The following is a 25,484-nucleotide window of genomic DNA, read 5'->3' on the forward strand; positions in this document are numbered from 1 at the left end:
TGGATAGGGTGTTATGTCCGGAAAAGCGCAACAGCAGTCTCGTATCAAAGAGTTGATCACACTTGGTCGTGAGCAGGGTTACCTGACTTACGCGGAGGTCAACGACCACCTGCCGGAGGATATTTCAGATCCGGAACAGGTGGAAGACATCATCCGCATGATCAATGACATGGGGATCAACGTATTCGAGGTTGCGCCAGATAAGGATTCCCTTATGCTGGCCGACGCCGATACCGACGAAGCCGCGGCCGAAGAGGCAGCAGCAGCGTTGGCAGCGGTCGAGACCGACATTGGTCGCACCACCGACCCAGTGCGCATGTACATGCGTGAAATGGGTACGGTAGAGCTCCTCACACGTGAAGGCGAAATTGAAATCGCCAAGCGTATTGAAGAGGGCATCCGCGAAGTGATGGGCGCAATTGCGCACTTCCCTGGCACGGTTGACCATATTCTCTCCGAATACACTCGCGTCACCACCGAAGGTGGCCGCCTGTCCGACGTCCTGAGCGGTTATATCGACCCGGACGACGGCATTGCGCCGCCTGCTGCAGAAGTGCCGCCGCCTGTCGACCCGAAAGCCGTGAAAGCGGACGACGACACCGACGACGACGAAGCTGAAGCCAGCACCGACGACGAAGAAGAAGCCGAAAGCGGTCCGGATCCGGTCATCGCAGCTCAGCGCTTTGGCGCTGTTGCCGACCAGATGGAAATCACCCGCAAGGCGCTGAAAAAGCACGGTCGTGGCAACAAGCTGGCAATTGCCGAGCTGGTGCTGCTGGCTGAGCTGTTCATGCCGATCAAACTGGTTCCGAAGCAATTCGAAGGCCTGGTCGAGCGTGTTCGCAGTGCCCTGGATCGTCTGCGTCAGCAAGAGCGCGCGATCATGCAACTTTGCGTTCGTGATGCCCGCATGCCGCGTGCCGACTTCCTGCGCCAGTTCCCGGGCAACGAAGTCGACGAAAGCTGGACCGATGCGCTGGCCAAAGGCAAAAGCAAATACGCTGAAGCCATTGGTCGCCTGCAACCGGACATCATTCGTTGCCAGCAGAAGCTAACCGCGCTGCAAACCGAAACCGGTTTGACGATCGCCGAGATCAAGGACATCAACCGTCGCATGTCGATCGGTGAGGCCAAGGCCCGCCGCGCGAAGAAAGAGATGGTAGAAGCGAACTTGCGTCTGGTGATCTCCATCGCCAAGAAGTACACCAACCGTGGCCTGCAATTCCTCGATCTGATCCAGGAAGGCAACATCGGCTTGATGAAAGCGGTAGATAAATTCGAATACCGCCGCGGCTACAAATTCTCGACTTATGCCACCTGGTGGATCCGTCAGGCGATCACTCGCTCGATCGCCGACCAGGCCCGCACCATCCGTATTCCGGTGCACATGATCGAGACGATCAACAAGCTCAACCGTATTTCCCGCCAGATGTTGCAGGAAATGGGTCGCGAACCGACCCCGGAAGAGCTGGGCGAACGCATGGAAATGCCTGAGGACAAGATCCGCAAGGTATTGAAGATCGCTAAAGAGCCGATCTCCATGGAAACCCCGATCGGTGATGACGAAGACTCCCATCTGGGTGACTTCATCGAAGACTCGACCATGCAGTCGCCAATCGATGTCGCCACCGTTGAGAGCCTTAAAGAAGCGACTCGCGAAGTCCTGTCCGGCCTCACTGCCCGTGAAGCCAAGGTTCTACGCATGCGCTTCGGTATCGACATGAATACCGACCACACCCTCGAGGAGGTTGGTAAGCAATTCGACGTGACCCGTGAACGGATTCGCCAGATCGAAGCCAAGGCGCTGCGCAAGCTGCGCCACCCGACGAGAAGCGAGCATTTGCGCTCCTTCCTCGACGAGTAATACAAAACCCCCGGCCCAGGCCGGGGGTTTTGCTTTTATACAGATTAAATCCCCCGCACCTCCCCCCCTCCGAATTGCCCGTCTACACTCGAAACATTCCCCGAGCCATAACGAGACCGTTATGCCCAGACTGCCGACCGTGCTTTTTTTGCTGTCGATATTGACCTGGACCGCAACGGCTGGCGCGCTGACTCTGACCGACGAAGAACGTAGCTGGCTGGCGGCTCACCCGGACTTGCGCCTGGGTGTCGATGCGTCATGGCCACCCTTCGAGTTTCGCGACGATCAGGGCCGCTATCAGGGCCTTGCAGCAGACTATATCGACCGGATCCGTCAACGCCTGGCCATCAAGCTCACGCCCATCGAGCCTGTCAGCTGGACCGTCGTCCTGGAGCAGGCCAAACAAGCCAAGCTGGACCTGTTGCCCGGCATCATGTCGACCCCCGAGCGCCAGACTTACCTCTCATTCACCCGCCCTTATCTGGACTTTCCGATTGTCATCCTTGCCCATGTCGGAGGCCCCCAGCCACGCAAACTCGAAGACTTGTACGGCCTGAAAATCGCCGTGGTGGAAAACTATGCGCCCCATGAGCTGTTGCGCACCCACAATCCCGACCTCAATCTGGTGGCGATGCCCAATGTCAGCTCAGCGCTGCAGGCGCTGGCTACCGATGAAGTCGATGCGGTAGTCGGCGATCTCGCCTCCAGCGTCTGGAGCCTGCGTCAGTTAAAGCTCGACGGGCTCTACGTCAGCGGCGAAACCCCTTATCGCTATCAATTGGCAATGGGCGTGCCCCGGGACAACAAGATACTGGTCGGCATTCTGGATAAAGTCCTGGCGGACATGTCCCCGGACGAAATCAATGAGATTCAGGAGCAGTGGGTCGGCAACGTCCTCGATCATCGGACTTTCTGGAACGATCTGCTGGTTTACGGTCTACCGGGATTGCTGCTGCTGATCATCGTGCTGGCGATGGTTATCCGGATCAACCGGCGGCTGAGTTCAGAAATTGCCCGCCGGGTCGACCTGGAACAGGAACTGCGCAGCAGTGAATACCATTACCGCGGGCTGGTGGAGAGCCTTTCGGCCATTGCCTGGGAAGCGCGGATCAGCGATTTCACCTACAGCTATGTGTCCCCCCATGCCGAGGATCTGCTCGGTTACCCCTTGTCTCATTGGCTGATTCCGGGCTTCTGGCGCAACATCATTCACCCCGCCGACCTGACTCGCGCCCAGACCTTCTGTGATCACGAAGTACTGGCCGGGCGCGATCACAGCCTCGATTACCGGGTCATTACCGCCGATGGCCGCTGCATTTGGGTGCGCGATATCGTCAGCCTGATCGAGCACGGCCATGAACCGGTGTTGCGTGGGCTGATGATCGACATCAGCGAGGCCAAGCGCACCGAAGAGGCGTTGCGCCTGTCGGAACAGAAGTTCGCCTCGGTGTTCCAGCAATGCCCGGACATACTGGTCATTGCGCGGCTCTGCGACGGCTGCCTGCTGGAGGTCAACGAGGCGTTCGAAGAACAGATCGGTCTCAAGGCCGAAGACGTCATCGGCCAGACGGCCACCGACCTCAATATCTGGGGAGTACCCGGCGTCGGGCCAGGCTTGTTGCAACGGTTGCAGGCCGGCAGCATCCGTAACCTGGAGATGCCCTTTCGCCGCAACAATGGCCAGGTGTTTACCGGCCTGATCTCCGCTGAGCCGTTCGACCTCGATACAACCCCTGCGCTGGTAGTGGTCGTGCGGGATATCAGCCAGCTCAAGGAAACCCAGAAACAGCTGCAAACCTCCGAAGAGAAGTTCGCCAAGGCCTTCCATGCCTCCCCCGACGGCCTGCTGTTGTCACGGCAGAGCGACGGTTTACTGATTGAGGTCAACGAGGGTTTCAGTCGCATTACCGGTTTCAACAGCGCAATGTCCGTGGATCGCTCCGCCCTCGAGCTGGGTATCTGGGTCAATCTCAACGAACGCAAACAGATGCTCGACCTGCTGCACCGGGACGGTTTCGTCCGCGACTTCAGTTGCCATATACGCCGCAGCGACGGACAGATCCGCCTCTGCGAAGTGTCCAGCCGTCCGCTGCCGATCGGCGATGAAGATTGCATGCTGACCATCGCCCGGGACATCACGGAGCGACACTTGATGCAGGAAAAGCTGCAACAGGCTGCCACGGTATTCGAGAGTACCGCTGAAGGTGTTTTGATCACCGACACTCAACAACACATCAGCGCGGTCAACCGTGCGTTTACCGAAATCACCGGCTACAGCGAGAGTGAAGCATTGGGCCACACCCCTCGCCTGCTCGCCTCGGGCCTGCACGACAGCGCGTTTTATGCCGCCATGTGGCATCAGCTGACAGCCGAAGGTCATTGGCAGGGCGAAATTTCCAATCGGCGCAAGAACGGCGAGCTCTATCCGAGCTGGCTGACCATCAGTGCAGTGCGCAACCGGGACAGATTCGTCACCCACTTTGTCGCGGTGTTCGCGGACATTTCCAGCCTCAAACACGCCCAGGCCAAGCTCGATTACCAGGCACACCACGACCCGCTGACCGGGCTGCCAAATCGCACGCTGTTCGAGAGCCGATTGCTGACTGCGCTCAACAACCAACAGGAAAACGGCGGCCAGGGGGCGGTGCTGTTCCTGGACCTGGACCGTTTCAAACACATCAACGACAGCCTGGGTCACCCGGTCGGTGACCTGCTGCTCAAGGGCATTGCCGTGCGCCTCAAGGAGCAGTTGCGCGACATCGACACCGTGGCGCGCCTGGGTGGCGACGAATTCATCATCCTGCTGCCCGGGCTGCAGCAATCCAGCGACGCCGACAACATCGCGACCAAATTGCTCAATTGCTTCGGCGCACCGTTCCAGGCTGGCGAACATGAGTTTTTTATCAGCGCCAGTATCGGCACCAGCCTGTATCCCAAGGATGGCTGCGACGTCGCCACGCTGGTCAAGAACGCCGATGCGGCGATGTACCGCTCAAAGGCCAAGGGTCGCAACCGGGTCGAAAGCTATACCCGCGACCTCACCGCCCAAGCCAGCGAGCGAGTGGCACTTGAACATGAACTGCGACGTGCTATCGAGCGCAACGAACTGCACCTCCATTACCAACCGAAGATCAGCCTGGTCGACCATCGCCTGGTCGGCGCAGAAGCGCTCATTCGCTGGCGCCACCCGACCTTCGGCGAGGTGCCACCGGAGCACTTCATTCCGCTGGCCGAAGAAAACGGCATGATCCTGCAAATCGGCGATTGGGTTCTCGAAACCGCCTGCCGGCAGATGTTCCAGTGGAATCAGGTTTACGAACCCGTCGGCCCACTGTCGGTCAACCTCGCAGGCGCTCAATTGCGCCAGCCGAACCTGCTCGGCCGGATCGAACAACTGCTCAAGGACAACCGCCTCAAACCCGATTTCCTGCAACTGGAAATCACCGAAAACTTCATCATGAGCCAGGCTGAAGAGGCGTTGGCCGTGCTGCATCAACTCAAACACCTGGGCGTGCAACTGGCGATCGACGACTTCGGCACCGGTTACTCGTCCCTGAGCTACCTCAAACGCCTGCCACTGGACATTCTCAAGATCGACCAGTCTTTCGTCCGAGGCCTGCCGGATGACCCCCACGACGCAGCCATCGTTCGCGCCATCATCGCCCTGGGCCGAAGCATGCAATTCACCATCATCGCCGAGGGCGTCGAAACCCTCGCACAGCAGCAATTCCTCGCTGCCGAGGGCTGTGAACAGATCCAGGGCTACATCGTCAGCCTGCCTTTGCCACCGGAAGAATTTGCCGCGACGTTTCTTCGTATAGCCATTTCAGACTTTTCGGATAGCACAGCCGAGAAACCGTCGCTATAATCCGCGGCCTACTGAGGGCCTATAGCTCAGTTGGTTAGAGCAGGGGACTCATAATCCCTTGGTCGTAGGTTCGAGTCCTACTGGGCCCACCATCTTGAAAGCCGCGCAATGCGCGGCTTTTTCGTGTCTGTTGGAATAACGTGTTCGGGGCTTCCAATCTACATGCGCGCAGATCACTCACAGCTTAAGAAGCAACCGTTAACGCTGGAATGGCCTGCACTGATCGCAGCTGCTCAAGCATTGCCCCCGTCAACACGACCTCATACGTATCCGCCGCCCTGCCCCACTGTTCAACGATGACCATGCCGTCGACCAGCACGCGTCCCAATTCGGTAATCGTATCGGCCAATTCTTCTACGATCATTTGAGTCCTCAGCCACACACGATCAGTAATCTCTTTCAGTTCAGCCGTTATGCGGTCAGACGAGGCCGGATCCGTATCGGGGTAGGCGAGATTGCGCAGCAAGTGCCGTAGCTCCCTTATTTTTGCGTAATCCTGTTCCGCCCCCAGCTCTCCTTTGAGGATGGCTGTCGCTTTCGATTTATCGACGCGTTGGTTGGGCGAATGCTGTGAAGCTAACGTCTGCCCCATCGCGCCAGCAAAGAGGACCATCATCCGCGCCTCCAGATGTTCCCTCATGGCTACCATCGACGAAATTGGCCGCACCAGGCTAATGGACGCCCCGCCTTGATGCCGCAAGTCCATGGTCACTGTCAGGGTCACGCCACCCGTTTCAAACCCCAAGGCTCGGGCCATGACGTAATGCGCCATTTCGTGATTGGCAATCTGCAACGCACGTTCCCGTACAGCGGGTGGCATTTTCTTTGTCATTTCCATCGCCTCGCATCCCTCGATTTCGCATTCGACTACGACTGACTGTTGGTGTCCATACCGTCGATTACGCCTTGTTCAAGCCAAAGAAAAACCCGAGAGGCAGAAGCGCTCTGAACGGTACTGAGGCGAGATCAACCCTCCGCGGTGCGAGATGTGCCTGTAACATGCCAACCCATTGATCTGTGCCGCTGGAGACGCCCCTTGCCTGACACTCGCCCGCCCGTCCTTGACGAAATCGACCGCCAATTGATTGCAGCCTTGCAGATCAATGCCCGCGAGAGCGTGGCCATGCTCGCGCGCCAATTGGGCATCGCTCGCACCACCGTGACTTCGCGGCTGGCCCGGCTGGAAAAAGCCAAGGTAATCACCGGTTACGGCGTGCGTTTGGGTCAACGTGTCGTGGATGGCGGCTTGCAGGCGTACGTCGGGATCACGGTGCAACCGCGCTCGGGCAAGGAAGTGTTGCGACGCCTCAGCGCAATGGCCCAGGTGCAGCAGTTGTGCGCGGTCAGTGGCGAATTTGATTACGTGGCGTGGTTGCGCACCGACTCACCAGAGCAACTTGATCAGTTGCTGGATCAGATAGGCAGCGTGGATGGGGTGGAGAAGACGACTACGTCGATTATCTTGAGTAGCAAGATTGATCGGGGGCAGCCGGTTTGAGTTTTTGCCGATAGCTCTTGGATGTCTGGGAGGGCCTCATCGCGAGCAAGCTCGGCTCCTACATTGACGATGTGCAGCAACTTGTCGTCATTCTGTTAAAACATTTATCAAAACGACGACACATTGCGTCTTATTAACGTGTTCTACGCTCTCTAGAATGGCTGCCATCTTTTCCTATACTCAGACGCGCATGCCGCGTCCGGTCGCCAGCAAGGTCAGCCATGAACAAGAACAATCGCCATCCTGCAGACGGTAAAAAACCAGTCACCATTTTCGGTCCGGACTTTCCTTTCGGTTTCGATGACTGGATCGAGCATCCGGCCGGCCTGGGTAGCATCCCTGTGCACAACCATGGCGCCGAGGTTGCGATCGTCGGTGCCGGCATCGCCGGTCTGGTGGCGGCCTACGAATTGATGAAACTGGGCCTGAAACCCGTCGTCTACGAAGCCTCGAAAATGGGCGGCCGTCTGCGCTCGCAGGCATTCAACGGCGCCGAAGGCATCATCGCCGAGCTCGGCGGCATGCGCTTCCCGGTATCGTCCACCGCGTTTTATCACTACGTCGACAAGCTTGGCCTCGAAACCAAACCTTTCCCGAACCCGCTGACCCCTGCTTCGGGCAGCACGGTGATCGACCTCGAAGGTCAGACCCATTACGCACAGAAACTGGCGGATCTTCCTGCACTGTTCCAGGAAGTCGCCGACGCCTGGGCCGATGCGCTGGAAGCCGGTTCGCAGTTCTCTGACATCCAGCAAGCGATCCGCGACCGTGATGTGCCGCGCCTGAAAGAACTGTGGAACACTCTCGTTCCGCTGTGGGACGACCGCACGTTCTACGACTTCGTTGCCACTTCCAAAGCCTTCGCCAAACTCTCGTTCCATCACCGCGAAGTGTTTGGTCAGGTCGGTTTCGGTACCGGCGGCTGGGACTCGGACTTCCCGAATTCGATGCTGGAAATCTTCCGCGTGGTCATGACCAACTGCGACGATCACCAGCATTTGGTGGTCGGCGGTGTGGAACAAGTGCCATTGGGGATCTGGCGTCATGTGCCGGAACGTTGCGTGCACTGGCCGGAAGGCACCAGCCTCAGCTCCCTGCACAACGGCGCACCGCGTACCGGCGTGAAGAAAATTGCCCACGCGGCAGACGGGCGCTTTGCCGTCACCGACAACTGGGGCGACACCCGCGAATACGCAGCGGTGCTGACCACGTGCCAGAGCTGGCTGCTGACCACCCAGATCGAATGCGACGAAACCCTGTTCTCGCAAAAGATGTGGATGGCGCTGGACCGCACTCGCTACATGCAATCGTCGAAAACCTTCGTGATGGTCGATCGGCCATTCTGGAAGGACAAGGACCCGGAAACCGGCCGCGACTTGATGAGCATGACCCTCACCGATCGTCTGACCCGTGGCACTTATCTGTTCGACAACGGCGACGACAAGCCGGGGGTGATTTGCCTGTCCTATTCGTGGATGAGCGATGCGCTGAAAATGCTCCCGCAACCGGTGGAAAAACGCGTGAAACTGGCGCTGGATGCGTTGAAAAAGATCTACCCGAAAGTAGACATCGCCGCGCGGATCATCGGCGATCCGATCACCGTGTCCTGGGAAGCCGACCCGCATTTCCTTGGGGCTTTCAAAGGTGCCCTGCCCGGCCACTATCGCTACAACCAGCGCATGTACGCGCACTTCATGCAGGACGACATGCCGGCCGAGCAGCGCGGGATTTTCATCGCCGGCGACGACGTTTCGTGGACGCCTGCCTGGGTCGAAGGCGCGGTACAGACCTCGCTCAATGCGGTGTGGGGCATCATGAAACACTTCGGCGGTGAAACTCACGCCGAGAACCCGGGTCCAGGAGATGTATTCAACGAGATCGGTCCGATCGCCCTGCCCGAGTAAGAGGAATCCGAAATGCGCGTAGCCCTTTACCAATGTCCACCGCTGCCCCTGGATGTCGCAGGCAACCTGCAACGTCTGCATCAATTGGCGCTGGAGGCCAAGGGCGCAGACTTGCTGGTGCTGCCGGAGATGTTTTTGACCGGTTACAACATCGGCCTCGATGCCGTCAACGTGCTGGCAGAGGTGCACAACGGTGAGTCGGCGCAGCAAATCGCGCGCATCGCCAAGACGGCCGGGATCGCCATTTTGTATGGTTATCCCGAGCGCACCGAGGACGGGCAGATCTACAACGCCGTGCAGTTGATCGACGCCAATGGCGAGCGGTTGTGCAACTACCGCAAGACTCACCTGTTCGGCGACCTCGATCATTCGATGTTCAGCGCCGGGCCGGATGAGTTTCCGCTGGTTGAACTCAATGGCTGGAAGCTCGGCTTCCTGATCTGCTACGACCTGGAGTTCCCGGAAAACGCCCGCCGCTTGGCCCTGGCCGGCGCCGAGCTGATTCTGGTGCCGACAGCGAACATGATTCCTTACGACTTCATCGCCGACGTCACCGTCCGCGCCCGGGCCTTCGAAAACCAGTGCTATGTGGCTTACGCCAACTATTGCGGCAACGAAGGCGAGATCCAGTATTGCGGCCAGAGCAGCATTGCTGCGCCGGATGGCAGCCGCATCGCCCAGGCCGGGCTCGATGAAGCACTGATTGTCGGTGAGCTGGATCGTCAGTTGATGGTCGACTCCCGCGCCGCCAATCGCTACTTCCTCGATCGTCGCCCCGAGCTTTACGACGACCTTAACAAGCGCTGAGCCTCTGTAATCCGCTAGCATTAGCGCTTCTCTGCTCTGGAAGTGCTCATGCCTGCGCTGAATCACCCTCGCCCTCACACTGAAACCCTGGCCAACGGTCTGCGGGTGACGCTGCGTCATGCTCCCGATTTGAAGCGCAGTGCAGCAGCGTTGCGCGTCGCGGCGGGCAGCCATGACGTGCCGCTGGCATGGCCCGGGCTGGCGCACTTCCTCGAACACCTGCTGTTTCTCGGTACAGAGCGCTTTCCTGCGAGCCAGGCACTGATGGCCTACGTCCAGGGCCATGGTGGTCAGGTGAATGCGCGGACCAGTGAACGCACCACGGACTACTTTTTCGAGTTACCGCCTCAGTCATTTGCCGGGGGACTGGAGCGCCTGTCGGACATGCTCGCTCAACCGCGTATGAATCCGGACGATCAGCGGCGGGAACGGGAAGTGCTGCATGCTGAATTTGTCGCTTGGTCTCGAGATACGACCGCTCAGCAGCAATTCGCGCTGTTCGACGGTCTTTCAGCAGCGCATCCACTGCGGGCGTTTCATGCCGGTAACCGCTACAGCCTGCCGGTGCCGCAACCTGAGTTCCAGCAAGCCTTGCAGGGTTTCTATCAGCGGTTTTATCAGACCGGGCAGATGACTTTGAGCCTGACCGGGCCACAGAGTCTCGATGAATTGAGGGCGATGGCTCAGCGCTTTAGCACTGCGATTCCCATAGGAAAAAAGGTCCCACAACAGGCGCCTCCATCGCTGATGGATTCTTCGGACAAAAGTTATCAACAGGCTGGAGCGCGTCGACTGGATCTGCTGTTTGCCTTCGAAGCATTGCCCGATTCATCGTCCGAGGCGCTGGCGTTCCTGTGTCATTGGCTGAACGCCGCGAAACCCGGTGGTCTGGTGGCGCAATTGCGCGAACGCGGGCTGGCTGACAGCCTGAAAGCTGCGCCGTTGTATCAGTTCGCCGGCCAGGCTTTGTTGCACATCGAGTTCACATTGCCTGCCAACGCGACGCCCAACGGGATCCGCGAACAGCTACTGGATTGGCTTGGATTCTTTGCCTCACAGCAACCCTGGGCCGGGTTGCGCGAAGAATACGCTGCCTTGCTGCAACGTCAGCAGCAAGTCAGCGGCGCCCTGCAACTGGCCCGACTGGACAGCGAACAGCGTGAAGCCGAGTTATCCGAATCGGGTGTTGCTGCCCTCAAGGACGTCCTGAAACAAATCGGCGCTGTGAATAACTTCACCGGCCAATGGCAACTGCCAACCCAAAATCCGTTTTTACGCGCCGAGGCTGCGGCCCCAAGTGCCGGACTGATCCGCGGCCAGACCAGCAAACACCGAGGCTTGCGGACCTTTGCCCAGGATCGCTCGCGCGGTCGCCGTGAACGTTCGCCCATGCAGTTCAGTCAGGCGTTGCCGGATAACGGTGCCGAAGGTGCCGTTTACCTGCGCTGGCGTCTGGACTCGGCACCTCGCAGCAGCCTCCAGGCAAACCTGGAAAAGCGCCTTCAGCCATTGCGTGAAGACGCTCGTCAGGCAGGTGTCGATTTTTCCTTCAACGCATCGGGCAATGAATGGCTGCTGAAAATGACCGGGCTACAGGAGCCGATGCCAAGCGTCCTAGAACACGCGCTGAAAGAACTGACAACAGCCGATGCCGGTTTCTCGCAAGAAGAGCCGCCTAGCATTGCGTTGATGCCGATTCGACAGTTGCTTAAAGCGCTGCCTGATCACTGCCTTGAGCGCAGCGCTGACTCGGACGATTTGATGCAGCTTTGGTCGAGCGCACGCTGGGATGGCCTGGCGACCGGGCTGTCCGCCCAGACACAGGCAGCGATGGGCTTTGCCTTGAGTCGTGTGCCCGGCACTGCGGACAATCAACTGACACCGCCCTCGCCGATAAACGCGCAGCATCTGTGGAGCGCGGTCGATACCGGCTCCAGCGAACATGCGCTGCTGCTCTTCTGTCCGACCGCAACGGCAAACATCGCTGACGAAGCCGCCTGGCGCTTGCTGGCTCACGTCTACCAGACGCCGTTTTACCAACGCCTGCGGGTAGACCTGCAGCTCGGTTATGCGGTGTTCAGCGCCCTGCGGCAGATCCATGGGCAGACCGGGGTGCTGTTCGGCGTGCAATCACCCAGCGTTGCCCCTCTGGATCTGCTGGAACACATCGAACACTTCCTGAGCGGTTTGGCGGGGATGATCGAAGCCATCGATGACGAAACCTTCCTCGACCAGCGCCAGGCACTGGCCGATCAATTCGATCGCGCAGCGTTGCCCAATGCGCAGGCCGCCGAACTGCTCTGGCAGGGCAAACTGGCCGGCCACTCGTCGGATTATCTGGAGCTTCTACCTCAGACGATTCTGATGATCGACCGCGAAACGTTACTGGCCGCATCACAACGACTGAATCAGGCTGAAGGCGGTTGGCGCTGTCTGTCCAGCGGGCCGTGCCCGGCTGCACCTTGGCAAGCGGCAAAATGATCATTACCGAGGCTGCAATTAGCTTTCTCAAAGATTCGCGGCCAATCGCCCTGTAATTTTGAGTAACATAGCCACCTAACTATCTGAACATCTCCGGCTGGAGGTGGACTATATGTATAGATCTCAACTGTCCCATCACCCGAAGGAGCGCTTTTATGTCCTGGTCCAAACCTGCTTACACCGACCTGCGTATCGGCTTTGAAGTCACCATGTACTTCGCCAGCCGCTAATCTTTTTGTAGCGCAGTGCAACGCCTCGGCTCGCCGAGGCGTTTTTATTTTCAGTTTTCAAAATGATGGAGCGGCCATGTTTGTCCAGATTCTAGGTTCCGCCGCCGGCGGTGGTTTCCCTCAGTGGAACTGCAACTGCGTGAACTGCGCCGGCTTTCGCGATGGCAGCCTGAACGCCAAGGCGCGGACCCAGTCGTCCATCGCCATTTCCGATAACGGCGTGAACTGGGTGCTGTGCAACGCATCGCCGGACATCCGCGCCCAGCTCCAGAGCTTTGCCCCGATGCAACCGGGCCGCGCCCTGCGCGATACCGGCATCAACGCGATCATCCTGATGGACAGCCAGATCGACCACACCACTGGCCTGCTCAGCCTGCGCGAAGGTTGCCCGCACGAAGTCTGGTGCACCGACATGGTCCACGAAGACCTGAGCACCGGTTTTCCACTGTTCACCATGCTGACCCACTGGAACGGCGGGCTGACTTGGAACCCGATCGAGCTCGACCGCAGTTTCACCATCCCGGCCTGCCCCAGCCTGCGCTTCACCCCGTTGCCGCTGCGCAGCGCCGCGCCGCCGTACTCGCCGCACCGCTTCGACCCGCACCCCGGCGACAACATCGGCCTGATCGTTGAAGACCTCAACACCGGCGGCAAACTGTTCTACGCGCCGGGCTTGGGCAAGGTCGACGCACCGCTGCTGGAAATCATGGCCGGCAGCGATTGCCTGCTGGTGGACGGCACGATGTGGGATGACGACGAAATGCAGCGCCGTGGCGTCGGCACCCGCACCGGCCGGGAAATGGGCCACCTGGCGCAGAACGGCCCCGGCGGCATGCTGGAAGTGCTGGAACAGCTGCCTAACCAGCGCAAAGTGCTTATCCACATCAACAACACCAACCCGATTCTCGATGAGGATTCGCCGGAGCGTGCAGAACTGGTTCGGCGCGATGTTGAAGTGGCGTATGACGGGATGAGTATTGTGCTGTAGGGCATACAGACCGCTGCGCGGTCTATCGCCAGCAGGCTGGCTCCCACAGTTGATAGCATTCCAATGTGGGAGCCAGCCTGCTGGCGATAAGGCCCGACCCGACACCAAAGAATCCACCGGTCGTACCCGGAGAACCGAAATGACTGACACCGCACTGTCCCCCGCCGAGTTCGAAGCGGCCCTGCGCGCCAAGGGCGCTTACTACCACATCCATCACCCGTACCACGTGGCGATGTACGAAGGCCGGGCAACGCGCGAGCAGATCCAGGGCTGGGTCGCCAACCGCTTCTATTACCAAGTGAACATCCCGCTCAAGGACGCCGCGATCCTCGCCAACTGCCCGGACCGCGAGATTCGTCGTGAGTGGATTCAGCGTTTGCTCGACCATGACGGCGCCCCCGGCGAAGACGGCGGCATCGAAGCCTGGCTGCGCCTGGGCCAGGCCGTCGGCCTCGACCCCGATCAGCTACGCTCGCAGGAATTGGTACTGCCCGGTGTACGTTTTGCCGTCGACGCCTACGTCAACTTCGCCCGCCGGGCCAGTTGGCAGGAAGCCGCCAGCAGCTCGCTGACTGAACTGTTTGCGCCACAAATCCACCAGTCGCGCCTGGACAGCTGGCCGCAGCATTACCCGTGGATTGACCCGGCTGGCTACGAGTATTTCCGCACCCGCCTGGGTCAGGCGCGCCGCGACGTGGAACACGGCTTGGCGATCACTTTGCAGCACTACACGACGCGGGCCGGCCAAGAGCGCATGCTGGAAATTCTCCAGTTCAAACTGGACATTCTTTGGAGCATGCTCGATGCCATGAGCATGGCCTACGAACTGAAACGCCCGCCATATCACAGCGTGACCGAGCAACGGGTCTGGCATAAAGGAATCACCTTATGAGTTTTGATCGCAGCAAGACCCCGACCTGGCGTCCCGGCTACCGCTTCCAGTACGAACCGGCGCAGAAAGGTCATGTGCTGCTTTACCCGGAAGGCATGATCAAACTCAATGAAAGCGCCGCGCTGATCGGCGGTTTGATCGACGGCGAGCGAGACGTCGCGGCGATCATCGCCGAACTGGACGCGCAGTTCCCCGGCGTGCCCGAGCTCGGTGACGACATCGAACAATTCATGGAGGTTGCCCGTGCTCAGCACTGGATCGAACTTGCCTGAATCCGCGTCAGACAAGTTACCGCCCAAACCGGAAATCGGCCTGCCGCTGTGGCTGCTGGCCGAACTGACGTATCGCTGCCCATTGCAATGCCCGTACTGCTCCAATCCGCTGGACTTCGCCGAGCAAGGCAAGGAACTGAGCACCGAACAGTGGATCAAGGTGTTCCGCGAGGCGCGGGAAATGGGTGCGGCGCAGTTGGGCTTTTCCGGCGGTGAACCGCTGGTGCGCCAGGACCTTGCCGAGCTGATTGCCGAGGCGCGCAAGCTGGGGTTCTACACCAACCTGATCACCTCCGGCATCGGCCTGACCGAGCAGAAAATCAGCGACTTCAAAAAGGCCGGCCTGGACCATATTCAGATCAGCTTTCAGGCCAGCGACGAGCAGGTGAATAACTTGCTGGCGGGCTCGAAAAAGGCCTTCGCCCAGAAGCTGGAAATGGCTCGCGCAGTGAAAGCCCACGGTTATCCGATGGTGCTGAACTTCGTAACCCATCGGCACAACATCGACAAGATCGACCGGATCATCGAGCTGTGCATCGCCCTTGAGGCGGACTTTGTGGAACTCGCCACGTGCCAGTTCTACGGCTGGGCGCAGCTCAACCGGGTCGGTCTGTTGCCGACCAAGGAACAACTGGTCCGCGCCGAACGCATCACCAACGAATACCGCGCCAAACTCGAAGCCGAAGGGCATCCGTGCAAGCTGATTTTTGTCACCCCTGACTATTACGAAGAACGCCCGAAAGCCTGCATGAATGGCTGGGGCAGTATTTTTCTGACGGTCACACCGGACGGAACCGCCTTGCCCTGTCATGGCGCCCGACAGATGCCGGTGCAATTTCCTAACGTGCGCGACCACAGCATGCAGCACATCTGGTACGACTCGTTCGGCTTCAATCGCTTTCGCGGTTACGACTGGATGCCCGAGCCGTGCCGTTCCTGCGACGAGAAAGAAAAAGACTTCGGCGGCTGTCGCTGCCAGGCCTTCATGCTCACGGGGGACGCGAGCAACGCCGACCCGGTGTGCAGCAAATCGGACCATCACGGCGTGATCCTCAAGGCTCGCGAAGAAGCCGAGCACGCGACCCAGACCATTGAACAACTGGCCTTTCGCAATGAACGAAATTCACGACTCATCGCTAAAAGCTGAGCCCTTCAGCGCTGCCAAGGCTGTTGCGGCCGGCATCGACTTCGCCGAGTTGCAGGTCGGCCCGCATGGCTTGTTCTGGAACGAGTACCGGCCCGAGGACGCCGCCTGCCGGATCTGGCATTGGCGTGACGGCCAGGCGAATTGCCTGACACCAGCGGGCTTCAGTGTGCGCAGTCGCGTGTACGAATACGGCGGCGGCGCGTTCTGTCTGACCGATGACGGGATCGTGTTCGTCAACGAGGCGGACCAACAGCTGTATCGACAGTCGCTGACCGGTGAGACACCCGAATTACTGAGCTCAGGCGAATGCCGATATGGCGATCTGCAGTTCGCTGACGGGCAGGTATTGGCGGTTGAAGAAAACCGCGACCGGCATCGTCTGGTGGCTATCGATGTGGCTGACGGCGCACGTCATCTGCTGGCCGAAGGCGCCGATTTCTATGCCGCGCCGACGTTGAGTCCCGACGCGCAACGCCTGGCATGGATCGAGTGGAGCCGCCCGGACCAGCCTTGGACCGCGACTCGCCTGATGGTTGCCGAACGCCAGGACGATGGCCGCTTTGCTCTGCCGCGTTGCGTGGCGGGCGAAGACGCGGAGGAATCGCTGCAACAACCGAGGTTCGATGCAAACGGCCGCCTGTTTTGCCTGACTGATCGCGCCGGCTACTGGCAGCCTTGGGTGGAATCGGCAGACGGTCTGAGCCCGCTGCCGAGTGCCCCTGCGGATCATGGGCCAGCACCGTGGCAGTTGGGTGGCTGCACCTGGTTGCCGCTAAGCGAAGGCCGCTATCTGGCGAGCTGGACTGAAGACGGCTTTGGCAAACTGGGGCTTTGTGGTGATGCCGGTGAGGATTTCACGGGCGATTACAGCCGCTTCCGCGCTCTCGCACTGGATGAGCAGTTCATTTACTGCATCGCCGCTTCGCCAGTCAGTTCGTCGGCAGTCATTGCCATCGACCGCCAGACCCGCCAGGTCAAAACACTGGCGGGCGGTATTGCACCGTTGCCCGCCGAGCAGATCAGCCTGCCGCAAACCCTGCGCTACCCGAGCGGTTCGGGCGAGGCCCACGGCTTCTTCTATCCCGCGATGACCGATGATGCGAAGCCGCCTCTGGTGGTGTTCATCCACGGCGGCCCGACGTCGGCCTGCTACCCGATGCTCGATCCGCGGATCCAGTACTGGGCGCAACGCGGTTTCGCCGTGGCCGACCTCAACTACCGCGGCAGCAGTGGCTATGGTCGGGCTTATCGACAAGCGCTGCATTTGAGCTGGGGCGAAGTGGACGTGGAGGATGCCTGCGCAGTCGTCACTCAACTTGCCGAACGCGGGCTGATCGACGGCAACAAGGCATTTATTCGCGGTGGCAGTGCCGGCGGCTACACCACGCTGTGTGCCCTGGCCTTTCACACAGTCTTCCGCGCCGGCGCCAGCCTGTATGGCGTCAGTGATCCTGTGGCGCTGGGCCGGACGACTCACAAGTTCGAAGGCGACTATCTGGATTGGCTGATCGGCGACCCGGTGCAGGATGCCGAACGCTACGCTGCTCGAACGCCGTTGCTGCACGCGGGCAACATCAGTGTTCCGGTTATTTTCTTTCAGGGTGAACTGGACGCCGTGGTGGTGCCGCAACAGACCCGCGACATGGTCACGGCGTTGCAGGACAAAGGCATTCTGGTTGAAGCGCACTACTACGACGACGAACGCCATGGCTTTCGCAAGGCCGGCAATCAGGCCCATGCGCTGGAGCAGGAGTGGTTGTTTTATCGAAGGGTGATGGCGTTGGCGGACTGAAGATCGCACTGAGTGCGGAAATTGCGGTGCTCCCTTCGCGAGCAAGTCGAATGGTCGCACCGCCGCTCCCACAGGGATTTCTGTACACCAAAGATCCATTGTGGGAGCGAGCCTGCTCGCGAAAGCGATCTAACGGGCGCCGCGAAACTCAGCGCTTGGCGATGATGTACACCGCATGCACGATCCCGGGGATGTAACCGCACAGCGTCAGCAGAATATTCAGCCAGAACGCCCCGGCGAAACCGACTTGCAGAAACACACCCAGTGGCGGCAGCAGAATGGCGATGATGATGCGAATAAAGTCCATGGGGTCAGCTCCTGATTAAAGTTGGCTCGCGTAAGCCTACAGCTAATCGACCTTTGCCGTTCGTCAGGGTTCAGTGCGGTTCTTCAGGCCAGTATCTCAAGTCCATGTTTCTGCACGATGCTCAGCAACTTCAGCGCCATGCCGCTGGGGTGCTTGTCTCCCGCTTCCCATTGTTTAACCGTCGAGGCACTGGTGTTCAGATAACGCGCGAATACTGGCTGGCTTACGTTGTTGCGTTCGCGTAACGCTTTGATCTGCTCAGCGGGGATCGCATCTGGAACTGTTGCAAGACATGACTCATCGAATTTGCGCATGGTTGCTTTGCTGATTGCACCGATGGCAAACAAGGCACCGGCTGACTCGTGTATCGATTCCGAAATTTCACTTTTGAATTTTTTACTCATGAGGTATCTCCACAAACTCCTTCATATCCAGCAAGCGCTGGATTTCCATCTCGGTCAGCCCTCCATACGTCTTGGCTAACTTGCGCAAGTCGGCCAACTGCCTCGGACTGATATTGCTCTGGTCTTTCTTGGCATACAGAAACTGATAGATCCAGTAATGGCCACCTTTGGCCAAAACAATCGACCGATGACGATTGGCATTCAACCGTTTTTTCCAGACCCCACCGCCGAGATTGTCCCCCTGGCCGTTGAGCATTTCGGTGAATGCTTCACGAAGCTCGTCATCATCGATCCAGGCCTTCCCAACTTGCATCGAAAAACGTTTCGTTTTGAATAACCTTGGTGACATCGGCTTCCCTTCCAAAACATACCACCCAGTGGTATAGAACTCAAAGCCAGTTCCACAACAATATTGTTTCGCTGGCACCGACACTCCTTGCCGATACGCTCTAAAAAGCCATTGTTCCCGCGACCGCTCAAGCACTGAATGGCATTTGGCAAAACGCAGAGACAAAAAAACGCCCCACACCAAAAGAATCAGGCATGGGGCGATGCGTTATACCGCGAGACGGTTCGGGAATTCGTGTAGGAGAGGTCTGATCAGACGGCAATCCCTTTGCGGCATTGCAGTTGCGCAGTGCGCACGCGGGAGAAGGCGCGGGCCAGACGCAGGAGCATTTCGTCGATGTTGGCTTTGCTGACGGTCAGGGCTGGGGTAAAGCGCAGGCAATCGGGCTGCGGAGCGTTGAGCAGCAGGCCTTCGTACAACGCCGCCTTGACGACGGCGTCAGCCGATTCGTCGGACAAGACAAGACCCCAGAGAAGCCCTTGCCCGCGTAACTCGCCGTGACCATAGCGACGGGATAAACGCTGCAGACCTTCACTCAGGTGCTGGCCGATTTCCCCGACATGCTCGAGAAACCCTTTGTCCTGCACGCTGTCGAGGACGGCAAGACCGGCCGCCGTCATCAGTGCATTGCCATGATGTGTGCCTGTCACTTCGCCGACGTCGAAACAACAGGCTTTGCCTCGCGCCAACAACGCGGCCAATGGCACGCCGCCGCCCAGCCCTTTGCCGAGAACGACGATATCTGCCCGCACGCCGTAGGATTGTTCGGCGAGTAAAGTGCCGCAACGACCGATGCCGGTTTGCACTTCGTCGAAGATCAGCAGAATGCCCAGCTCACGGCACAGGCGCTCGACGCCTTTGAGGTAATGCTCGGTGGCCGGTATCACCCCGGCTTCGCTCTGGATCGGTTCGAGCATGACCGCCACGGTCCGGGCATCGACGGCTGCATGCAAGGCCGCAAGATCATTGAACGGCACGTGACTGAAGCCCGGAAGCAGCGGCTCGAATCGGTTAGGCAGATTTGAACTGTCCGACGCCGACAGCGTCCCCAGACTACGACCATGGCAGCCGTTGTTGGCAACGATGATCCGCGAAGCCCCGCCGCGATGCCGTTGGCCCCATTTACGCGCCAGTTTGATCGCCGCTTCACAGGCTTCGCTGCCACTGTTGAGCAGGTACGCCTGATCACTGCCGGTGCTGGAACACAGTCGCTCAGCAAGATTGAGCATGCCGCGGTTATGCAGGCCGAAGCCGGGGTTGATCAGCGACTGAGCCTGCGCCGAAATGGCGTTGACCAGTACCGAAGGGCTGTGTCCGAGGCTATTGGCCCCGCCACCCTGAGAGAAATCCAGATACGCGCGGTCATCGCTGTCCCACAACCATGAGCCCTGGCCGCGCACGAATATCTGTTTCGGTCGCTCGACACTGGGCATCAGGCACTCGCTGGAAAGATTGTCGTCTTTGGACGGCAAGGAGGCGTCCACGGCCAAGTCATCAAGACTCGGGGGATTGCGCCGCAAGCTGAACAAATTCATCTGATCGAACCTCGTGCGAGGTTTTTTGCCGTGCCTATGTAAACACCATCGAAGCAAACGGTATTCATCGCGCTCTGTGGCCCTGTAAGCCTTGTGAATGCGGTTAGACTAGGCTTACGCGAGGCCTTGAGCCATTTCGATTTCCCAGCATTTTCGATAAGCACACCTTATGGATTTCAAGCAACTGCGTTATTTCGTCGCGGTCTACGAAGAAGGTCATGTGGGCCGGGCTGCCGAGCGGCTTTCAATCTCCCAACCGGCACTGTCCCAGCAGATCCGCCACCTCGAGCAAAACCTCGATGTGAGCTTGTTCGAACGCAGCAGCAAACGCCTGCTGCCCACCCTGGCTGCCCATACGTTGTACAACCATGCCCTGCCTTTGCTGGATGGATTGCAGCGGGCACGTGAAGCCTTGGGCAACTTCAAGGGCCAGGCGCTGCGCACACTCGCCATCGGTGTATTGCAGACCGTCCATAGCAGCCTGGTACCGCAGATGCTCGAACGCGTGCGCAAGGCGCAGCCGCATTTGGTGGTGCAAATCTATGAATTGACGGGGCTGGAAGTCGAGCGACGCTTGCTCAACGGCTCGCTGGACATCGGCATCAGCTATCTGCCGCCTCGTCAGCCGGGGCTGCACGGCGTGATGCTGTACGAAGACGAGCTGACCCTGGTGATCCCGGCTGATCACCCGTTGCGCGAATTCAAGAAAGTCTCGATGAGTCAGGCTGCCGAATTGCCGATGTTGCTGCTGGGTGAAGAGTTTCAAGTGCGGCAGATCTGGCAAGCCCAATTGGCCAATCTGGGACGACGCCCGCAAGTACAGGCAGAACTGAACAACATGGCGGGGATTCTCGACAGTTTGCCGCACACACGACTGGCGACGGTGCTGCCCGGACGCTCACAACAGGCACACGGCAACAAGGAGCTGTTGTGGAAGCCACTGAGCGAGCCGCGGGTGCCGCTGAAAGTTGGCTTGGTGTGTCGGGATGTGCAGCGGCAACAGGCCTCGCTGACCTTGTTGCGTACGTTGCTGGAAGAAGTGATGAATGGCTCGGAGGGGCGCTTGATCAGCCCGGCAACACTGGATGAGATGAGCTGAGCACTTTTCTGCAGGCAAAAGAAAACCCCGCCGAAGCGGGGCTTTGCAGACTGTTTCCCTGACATCCATTTCACTCCGCCGTCCTGGCAGAATCCTACGTGTCCGTGTTGTTGCTTTGCGCTTCCTGCGCGACGTCCATGTGAAGTAGATTAGCCGTGGATCCAATCTGCATCTATGGGAGAAAAGCAGCACGTCATGTAAGAGAATGCTTACATGACGTTACATTGTCAGAACTGCCCTGCGTCCAGCAGAAATAGTGATTCGCTGCCAGCCTTCACCGACGCGCTCAACGAGTGAATACGCGGCAGCAGACGTGCGAAATAGAAGCGCGCCGTGCCCATCTTGCTCGCGTAGAAATCGTCCTGCGCTTCTTTGCCAAAAGCGGCCTTGGCCATCAGTGCCCACATGTACGCATACGCCACGTAACCAAATGCTTGCAGGTACTCGACCGAGGCAGCGCCGATTTCGTTCGGGTTGTTTTTCGCCCGATCCAGCAACCAGGCCGTCAGTTCATCGAGGGTAGTCACCGCATCGTTCAGCGGTTTGGTGAACTCCACCAGGTCAGCGCTGGCGGTCGCAGTGAAATGACGGATCTCGTCGGCAAACAGATTGTAGAACGCGCCGCCGGTGCCAACGATCTTGCGGCCTACCAGGTCCAGCGCCTGAATGCCGTTAGTGCCTTCGTAGATCTGTGTGATGCGCACGTCGCGCACCAGTTGCTCCTGGCCCCACTCACGGATGTAACCGTGGCCGCCGAAAACCTGCTGGCCGTGAATGGTGGTTTCCAGACCCAGGTCGGTCAGGAACGCCTTGGCTACCGGGGTCAGCAAGGCCACCAAATCTTCCGCGCGTTTGCGGGTGATGGCGTCTTCGCTGAACTTGGCGGTATCCAGTTGCATGGCCACGTAAGTCGAAAAGGCACGACCGCCTTCGTTCGAGGCTTTCATGGTCAGCAACATGCGACGCACGTCCGGGTGGACGATGATCGGGTCAGCGACCTTGTCCTTGTTCTGCGCACCGGTCGGCGAACGGCTTTGCAGGCGGTCGCGGGCGTATTCGACGGCGTTCTGGTAGGAGCGCTCACCAGAGGCCAGGCCCTGGATACCGACGCCCAGACGCTCGTAGTTCATCATGGTGAACATCGCGGCCAGACCTTTGTTTGGCTCGCCGACCAGATAACCCACGGCCTCATCGAAGTTCATCACGCAGGTCGCAGAGGCCTGGATGCCCATCTTGTGTTCGATCGAACCGCAGGTCGCCGGGTTGCGCGCGCCCAGGGTGCCATCGGCATTGACCATGAACTTCGGCACCAGGAACAGCGAAATGCCTTTCGGCCCCGCCGGTGCGTCCGGCAGTTTGGCCAATACCAGGTGAATGATGTTCTCGGTCAGGTCGTGCTCACCGCCGGTGATGAAGATTTTGGTGCCGCTGACTTTGTAGGACCCGTCGGCCTGAGGCTCGGCTTTGGTGCGGATGATGCCCAGGTCCGTACCGGCGTGTGGCTCGGTCAGGCACATGGAACCGGCCCAGACCCCGGCGTACATGTTCGGCAGGTACGCGGCTTTCAATTCTTCGCTGGCGTGGGCGTTGATCGACAGGCAGGCGCCCGCGGTCAGCATCGGGTACAGGCCGAACGACAGGCTGGCGGAGTTGACCATTTCTTCGACTTGCGCCGAAACGGCCTTGGGCATGCCCATGCCGCCGTAGGTCGGATCGCCGCCGACACCGACCCAACCGCCTTCAGCGTAAGTCTGATAAGACTGTGGGAAACCTGCCGGCGTGGTGACGGCACCGTCCGCCCAATGGCAACCTTCTTCGTCAGCCGCACGGCTCAGGGGCGCGATGCTTTTGCTGGTGACCTTGCCGGCTTCTTCAAGAATGGCTTCGACCGTTTCAGCATCGACAGTCTCGGCCAGCGCAGGCAGCTCGGCCCAGAGTTTGGCGACCTCGAAAACTTCATTGAGGACGAAGCGCATATCGCGCAGGGGCGCTTTGTAGTCAGCCATGGCAAACCTCGCAAGATCTAAACAGGTGATTCGTAGGAGTGGTGCTTTCGTTGGGTTTGAGTGTAACCCAACAACTTTTACGACACATAGGGTCAGCTCATGACCGTTTTGTTATTTTTAGTCACCGGAAAGCGAACCATTAAAGAAGCCCGCAACTAGGCGGGCTCTTTTACGTCTGCTTGAAACACTATAGTGCGAATAACTCCGCTGGCAGCTTCATCAGACAATCGCTGCCTGCCTCGATGGCCGCCCGGTGAGCCGCCGTGCGTGGCAGCAAACGCTTGAAGTAAAACTCGCTGGTCGCCAGTTTTGCCTGGCAGTAATCGGCATCGCCACTACCCGAATCGAGCTGCTCCTGAGCGACCAGCGCCATGCGCAGCCACAGATAGCCGAGGATGATGTAACCGCTGTACATCAGGTAATCCACCGACGCCGCGCCGACTTCATCCGGATTTTTCATCGCCGCCATTCCGACTTTGGTGGTCACCTCTCCCCACTGCTGATTCAGGTCGTCGAGCTGCGCCACGTAGTTGGAGAGTTGCGGGTGTCCGGCGTTTACCGCACAGAACTTGTGGACGATTCTGGTGAACCCGCGCAGCAGTTTCCCCTGGCTGCCGAGGACTTTTCTGCCCAGCAAGTCCAGCGCCTGAATGCCGTTGGTGCCTTCGTAGATTGGTGCAATCCGGCAGTCGCGTACCAACTGCTCCATGCCCCATTCGCGGATGAAACCGTGACCACCGAACACCTGCATGCCGTGGTTGGTCACTTCCAGCCCGGTATCGGTCATGAAGGCTTTGCAGATCGGCGTGAGGAATGCCAGCAGGTCTTCGGCCTCCTGACGCGCCGTTTCATCCGCGCTCAGGTGCGCCACGTCGAGCAATTGCGCGGTGAAATAAGTCAGCGCCCGGTTGCCTTCGTTGAAGGCCTTCATGGTCAGTAACATCCTGCGCACATCAGGATGAACGATGATCGGATCGGCGGCTTTTTCCGGCGCTTTCGGGCCGGTCAGCGCGCGCATCTGCAAGCGATCATTGGCGTACTTGATCGCGCCTTGAAAGCTTGCCTCCCCCAGACACAAACCCTGCATGCCGGTGCCCAGCCGAGCATGGTTCATCATGGTGAACATGCAGTTCAGGCCCTTGTTCGGCTCACCGATCAAGAAGCCCTTGGCGTCGTCGAAGTTCAGCACGCAGGTAGCCGAGGCCTTGATGCCCATTTTGTGTTCGATCGAGCCGCAGGAAACACCGTTGCGCTCTCCCGCCTGACCTTCGTCGTTGGGTAGGAATTTAGGAACGATGAACAGGGAAATGCCCTTGGTCCCGGCCGGGGCGTCCGGCAGTTTCGCCAGCACCAGGTGAATGATGTTTTCACTCATGTCGTGCTCGCCGGCGGAGATGAAGATCTTGCTGCCGGAAATCGCATAGCTGCCGTCGGCCGCAGGTACGGCGCGGGTTTTGATGATGCCCAGGTCGGTGCCGCAATGGGCTTCGGTCAGGCACATGGTGCCGGTCCATTGGCCGGCCGTGAGCTTGCTCAGGTAAGTCTGTTTCTGTTCCTCGGTGCCGTGGGCGTGGATTGCCGACATCGCGCCGTGGGTCAGACCGGGGTACATGCCCCAGGAGGTGTTGCTGGAACCGACCATTTCGCTAATGACCAGCCCCAGCGAACTCGGCAACCCCTGGCCACCGTAAACCGGATCAGCCGCCAGACCGTGCCAGCCGCCTTCCACATATTGTGCGAAGGCTTGCTTGAAGCCTGTAGGCGTAGTCACCACGCCATTGTCGAAATGGCAGCCTTCTTCGTCGCCGCTGCGGTTCAGCGGTGCAAGAACGTTCTCACAGAATTTCGCACCTTCTTCGAGGATCGCATTGACCATGTCCGGGCTGGCATCAGTGGCACCCAGCGCGGCGTAGTTGCTGTGAAAATCGAAGACGTGGTCGATCAGAAAGCGCATGTCGCGCAGGGGAGCTTTGTACTCAGGCATGGTCATTTCTCCGGCAGCAGATTCCCCAAACCTACTGCTGCACACCCGGCCTCACAA

20 protein-coding genes and 1 tRNA gene are annotated in these 25,484 nt (G+C 59.2%); 14 read left to right on the forward strand and 7 right to left on the reverse strand.

What is annotated here, in order from left to right:
* The first annotated feature begins 13 nt into the window (after nt 1-13).
* The 3 genes from rpoD (at nt 14) to BLW70_RS02510 (ending at nt 5,824) form a co-directional block, all read left to right on the forward strand.
* Nucleotides 14-1,864: an RNA polymerase sigma factor RpoD gene (gene rpoD / locus BLW70_RS02500; RefSeq protein WP_074871412.1), complete on the forward strand. Its 1,851-nt coding sequence runs from the start codon at nt 14-16 to the stop codon at nt 1,862-1,864.
* A 121-nt stretch (nt 1,865-1,985) separates the two neighbouring features.
* Nucleotides 1,986-5,732, forward strand: a complete 3,747-nt coding sequence (locus BLW70_RS02505; RefSeq protein WP_074871414.1) for a bifunctional diguanylate cyclase/phosphodiesterase — start codon at nt 1,986-1,988, stop codon at nt 5,730-5,732.
* Between the two features lie 15 nt (nt 5,733-5,747).
* Nucleotides 5,748-5,824, forward strand: a tRNA-Ile gene (locus BLW70_RS02510).
* 92 nt (nt 5,825-5,916) lie between these two features.
* Here BLW70_RS02510 and BLW70_RS02515 read toward each other — a convergent pair.
* Nucleotides 5,917-6,564, reverse strand: a complete 648-nt coding sequence (locus BLW70_RS02515) for a peptidase M41 (RefSeq protein ID WP_074880386.1) — start codon at nt 6,562-6,564, stop codon at nt 5,917-5,919.
* Between the two features lie 204 nt (nt 6,565-6,768).
* Between BLW70_RS02515 and BLW70_RS02520 the strand changes: the two genes are divergently transcribed.
* The 10 genes from BLW70_RS02520 to BLW70_RS02565 all read left to right on the forward strand — a co-directional run bounded on the left by BLW70_RS02520 (nt 6,769) and on the right by BLW70_RS02565 (nt 17,743).
* Nucleotides 6,769-7,230, forward strand: a complete 462-nt coding sequence (locus BLW70_RS02520; protein ID WP_007980298.1) for an Lrp/AsnC family transcriptional regulator — start codon at nt 6,769-6,771, stop codon at nt 7,228-7,230.
* A gap of 221 nt (nt 7,231-7,451) precedes the next feature.
* On the forward strand, nt 7,452-9,134 hold the full coding sequence (locus BLW70_RS02525; protein WP_074871416.1) for a flavin monoamine oxidase family protein: 1,683 nt from the start codon (nt 7,452-7,454) through the stop codon (nt 9,132-9,134).
* Nucleotides 9,135-9,146: 12 nt separating this feature from the next.
* Entirely contained in the window at nt 9,147-9,941 is a 795-nt protein-coding gene (locus BLW70_RS02530) for a carbon-nitrogen hydrolase family protein (RefSeq protein ID WP_074871418.1), read from the forward strand.
* A gap of 48 nt (nt 9,942-9,989) precedes the next feature.
* Nucleotides 9,990-12,422 carry a pyrroloquinoline quinone biosynthesis protein PqqF gene (gene pqqF / locus BLW70_RS02535; RefSeq protein ID WP_074871420.1) on the forward strand — a complete coding sequence of 811 codons (2,433 nt, stop codon included), beginning with the start codon at nt 9,990-9,992 and terminating at the stop codon, nt 12,420-12,422.
* A gap of 155 nt (nt 12,423-12,577) precedes the next feature.
* On the forward strand, nt 12,578-12,652 hold the full coding sequence (gene pqqA, locus BLW70_RS02540) for a pyrroloquinoline quinone precursor peptide PqqA (protein ID WP_009045898.1): 75 nt from the start codon (nt 12,578-12,580) through the stop codon (nt 12,650-12,652).
* Nucleotides 12,653-12,728: 76 nt separating this feature from the next.
* Nucleotides 12,729-13,640, forward strand: coding sequence for a pyrroloquinoline quinone biosynthesis protein PqqB (gene pqqB / locus BLW70_RS02545; protein ID WP_074871421.1), 912 nt, complete (start codon nt 12,729-12,731; stop codon nt 13,638-13,640).
* Between the two features lie 139 nt (nt 13,641-13,779).
* Nucleotides 13,780-14,532 carry a pyrroloquinoline-quinone synthase PqqC gene (gene pqqC, locus BLW70_RS02550; RefSeq protein WP_074871423.1) on the forward strand — a complete coding sequence of 251 codons (753 nt, stop codon included), beginning with the start codon at nt 13,780-13,782 and terminating at the stop codon, nt 14,530-14,532.
* Nucleotides 14,529-14,804 carry a pyrroloquinoline quinone biosynthesis peptide chaperone PqqD gene (gene pqqD, locus BLW70_RS02555; protein ID WP_008024193.1) on the forward strand — a complete coding sequence of 92 codons (276 nt, stop codon included), beginning with the start codon at nt 14,529-14,531 and terminating at the stop codon, nt 14,802-14,804. The genes pqqC and pqqD overlap by 4 nt, the downstream gene beginning before the upstream one ends.
* Nucleotides 14,776-15,951 (forward strand): pyrroloquinoline quinone biosynthesis protein PqqE, encoded by a 1,176-nt coding sequence (pqqE, locus tag BLW70_RS02560; protein ID WP_074871424.1) that lies wholly within the window; start codon nt 14,776-14,778, stop codon nt 15,949-15,951. The genes pqqD and pqqE overlap by 29 nt, the downstream gene beginning before the upstream one ends.
* Nucleotides 15,917-17,743: a S9 family peptidase gene (locus tag BLW70_RS02565; protein WP_074871426.1), complete on the forward strand. Its 1,827-nt coding sequence runs from the start codon at nt 15,917-15,919 to the stop codon at nt 17,741-17,743. Before pqqE ends, BLW70_RS02565 begins: the two co-directional genes overlap by 35 nt.
* A gap of 148 nt (nt 17,744-17,891) precedes the next feature.
* On the opposite strand, the gene BLW70_RS02570 is transcribed toward BLW70_RS02565, so the two are convergent.
* The 4 genes from BLW70_RS02570 to BLW70_RS02585 all read right to left on the reverse strand — a co-directional run bounded on the left by BLW70_RS02570 (nt 17,892) and on the right by BLW70_RS02585 (nt 20,338).
* The gene (locus tag BLW70_RS02570) at nt 17,892-18,050 is read right to left on the reverse strand and encodes a YqaE/Pmp3 family membrane protein (RefSeq protein ID WP_007904205.1); all 159 of its coding nucleotides are present in this window, start codon (nt 18,048-18,050) and stop codon (nt 17,892-17,894) included.
* A gap of 83 nt (nt 18,051-18,133) precedes the next feature.
* The gene (locus BLW70_RS02575; protein WP_074871428.1) at nt 18,134-18,454 is read right to left on the reverse strand and encodes a helix-turn-helix domain-containing protein; all 321 of its coding nucleotides are present in this window, start codon (nt 18,452-18,454) and stop codon (nt 18,134-18,136) included.
* On the reverse strand, nt 18,447-18,803 hold the full coding sequence (locus BLW70_RS02580) for a type II toxin-antitoxin system RelE/ParE family toxin (protein WP_074871430.1): 357 nt from the start codon (nt 18,801-18,803) through the stop codon (nt 18,447-18,449). Before BLW70_RS02580 ends, BLW70_RS02575 begins: the two co-directional genes overlap by 8 nt.
* 251 nt (nt 18,804-19,054) lie before the next feature.
* The gene (locus tag BLW70_RS02585; protein ID WP_074871431.1) at nt 19,055-20,338 is read right to left on the reverse strand and encodes an aspartate aminotransferase family protein; all 1,284 of its coding nucleotides are present in this window, start codon (nt 20,336-20,338) and stop codon (nt 19,055-19,057) included.
* Between the two features lie 169 nt (nt 20,339-20,507).
* Between BLW70_RS02585 and BLW70_RS02590 the strand changes: the two genes are divergently transcribed.
* Entirely contained in the window at nt 20,508-21,437 is a 930-nt protein-coding gene (locus BLW70_RS02590; protein WP_074871434.1) for a LysR family transcriptional regulator, read from the forward strand.
* Nucleotides 21,438-21,664: 227 nt separating this feature from the next.
* Here the strand turns inward: BLW70_RS02590 and BLW70_RS02595 are convergent, their stop codons facing one another.
* Both BLW70_RS02595 and BLW70_RS02600 read right to left on the reverse strand, forming a co-directional pair.
* A complete protein-coding gene (locus BLW70_RS02595) occupies nt 21,665-23,443 on the reverse strand; it encodes an acyl-CoA dehydrogenase C-terminal domain-containing protein (protein ID WP_074871435.1) in 1,779 nt (592 codons plus the stop codon).
* A 187-nt stretch (nt 23,444-23,630) separates the two neighbouring features.
* Nucleotides 23,631-25,427, reverse strand: coding sequence for an acyl-CoA dehydrogenase C-terminal domain-containing protein (locus tag BLW70_RS02600; RefSeq protein ID WP_074871437.1), 1,797 nt, complete (start codon nt 25,425-25,427; stop codon nt 23,631-23,633).
* Nucleotides 25,428-25,484 lie beyond the last annotated feature (57 nt).

The sequence above is a fragment of the Pseudomonas frederiksbergensis genome (assembly GCF_900105495.1).
Classification (GTDB): Bacteria; Pseudomonadota; Gammaproteobacteria; order Pseudomonadales; family Pseudomonadaceae; genus Aquipseudomonas; species Aquipseudomonas frederiksbergensis.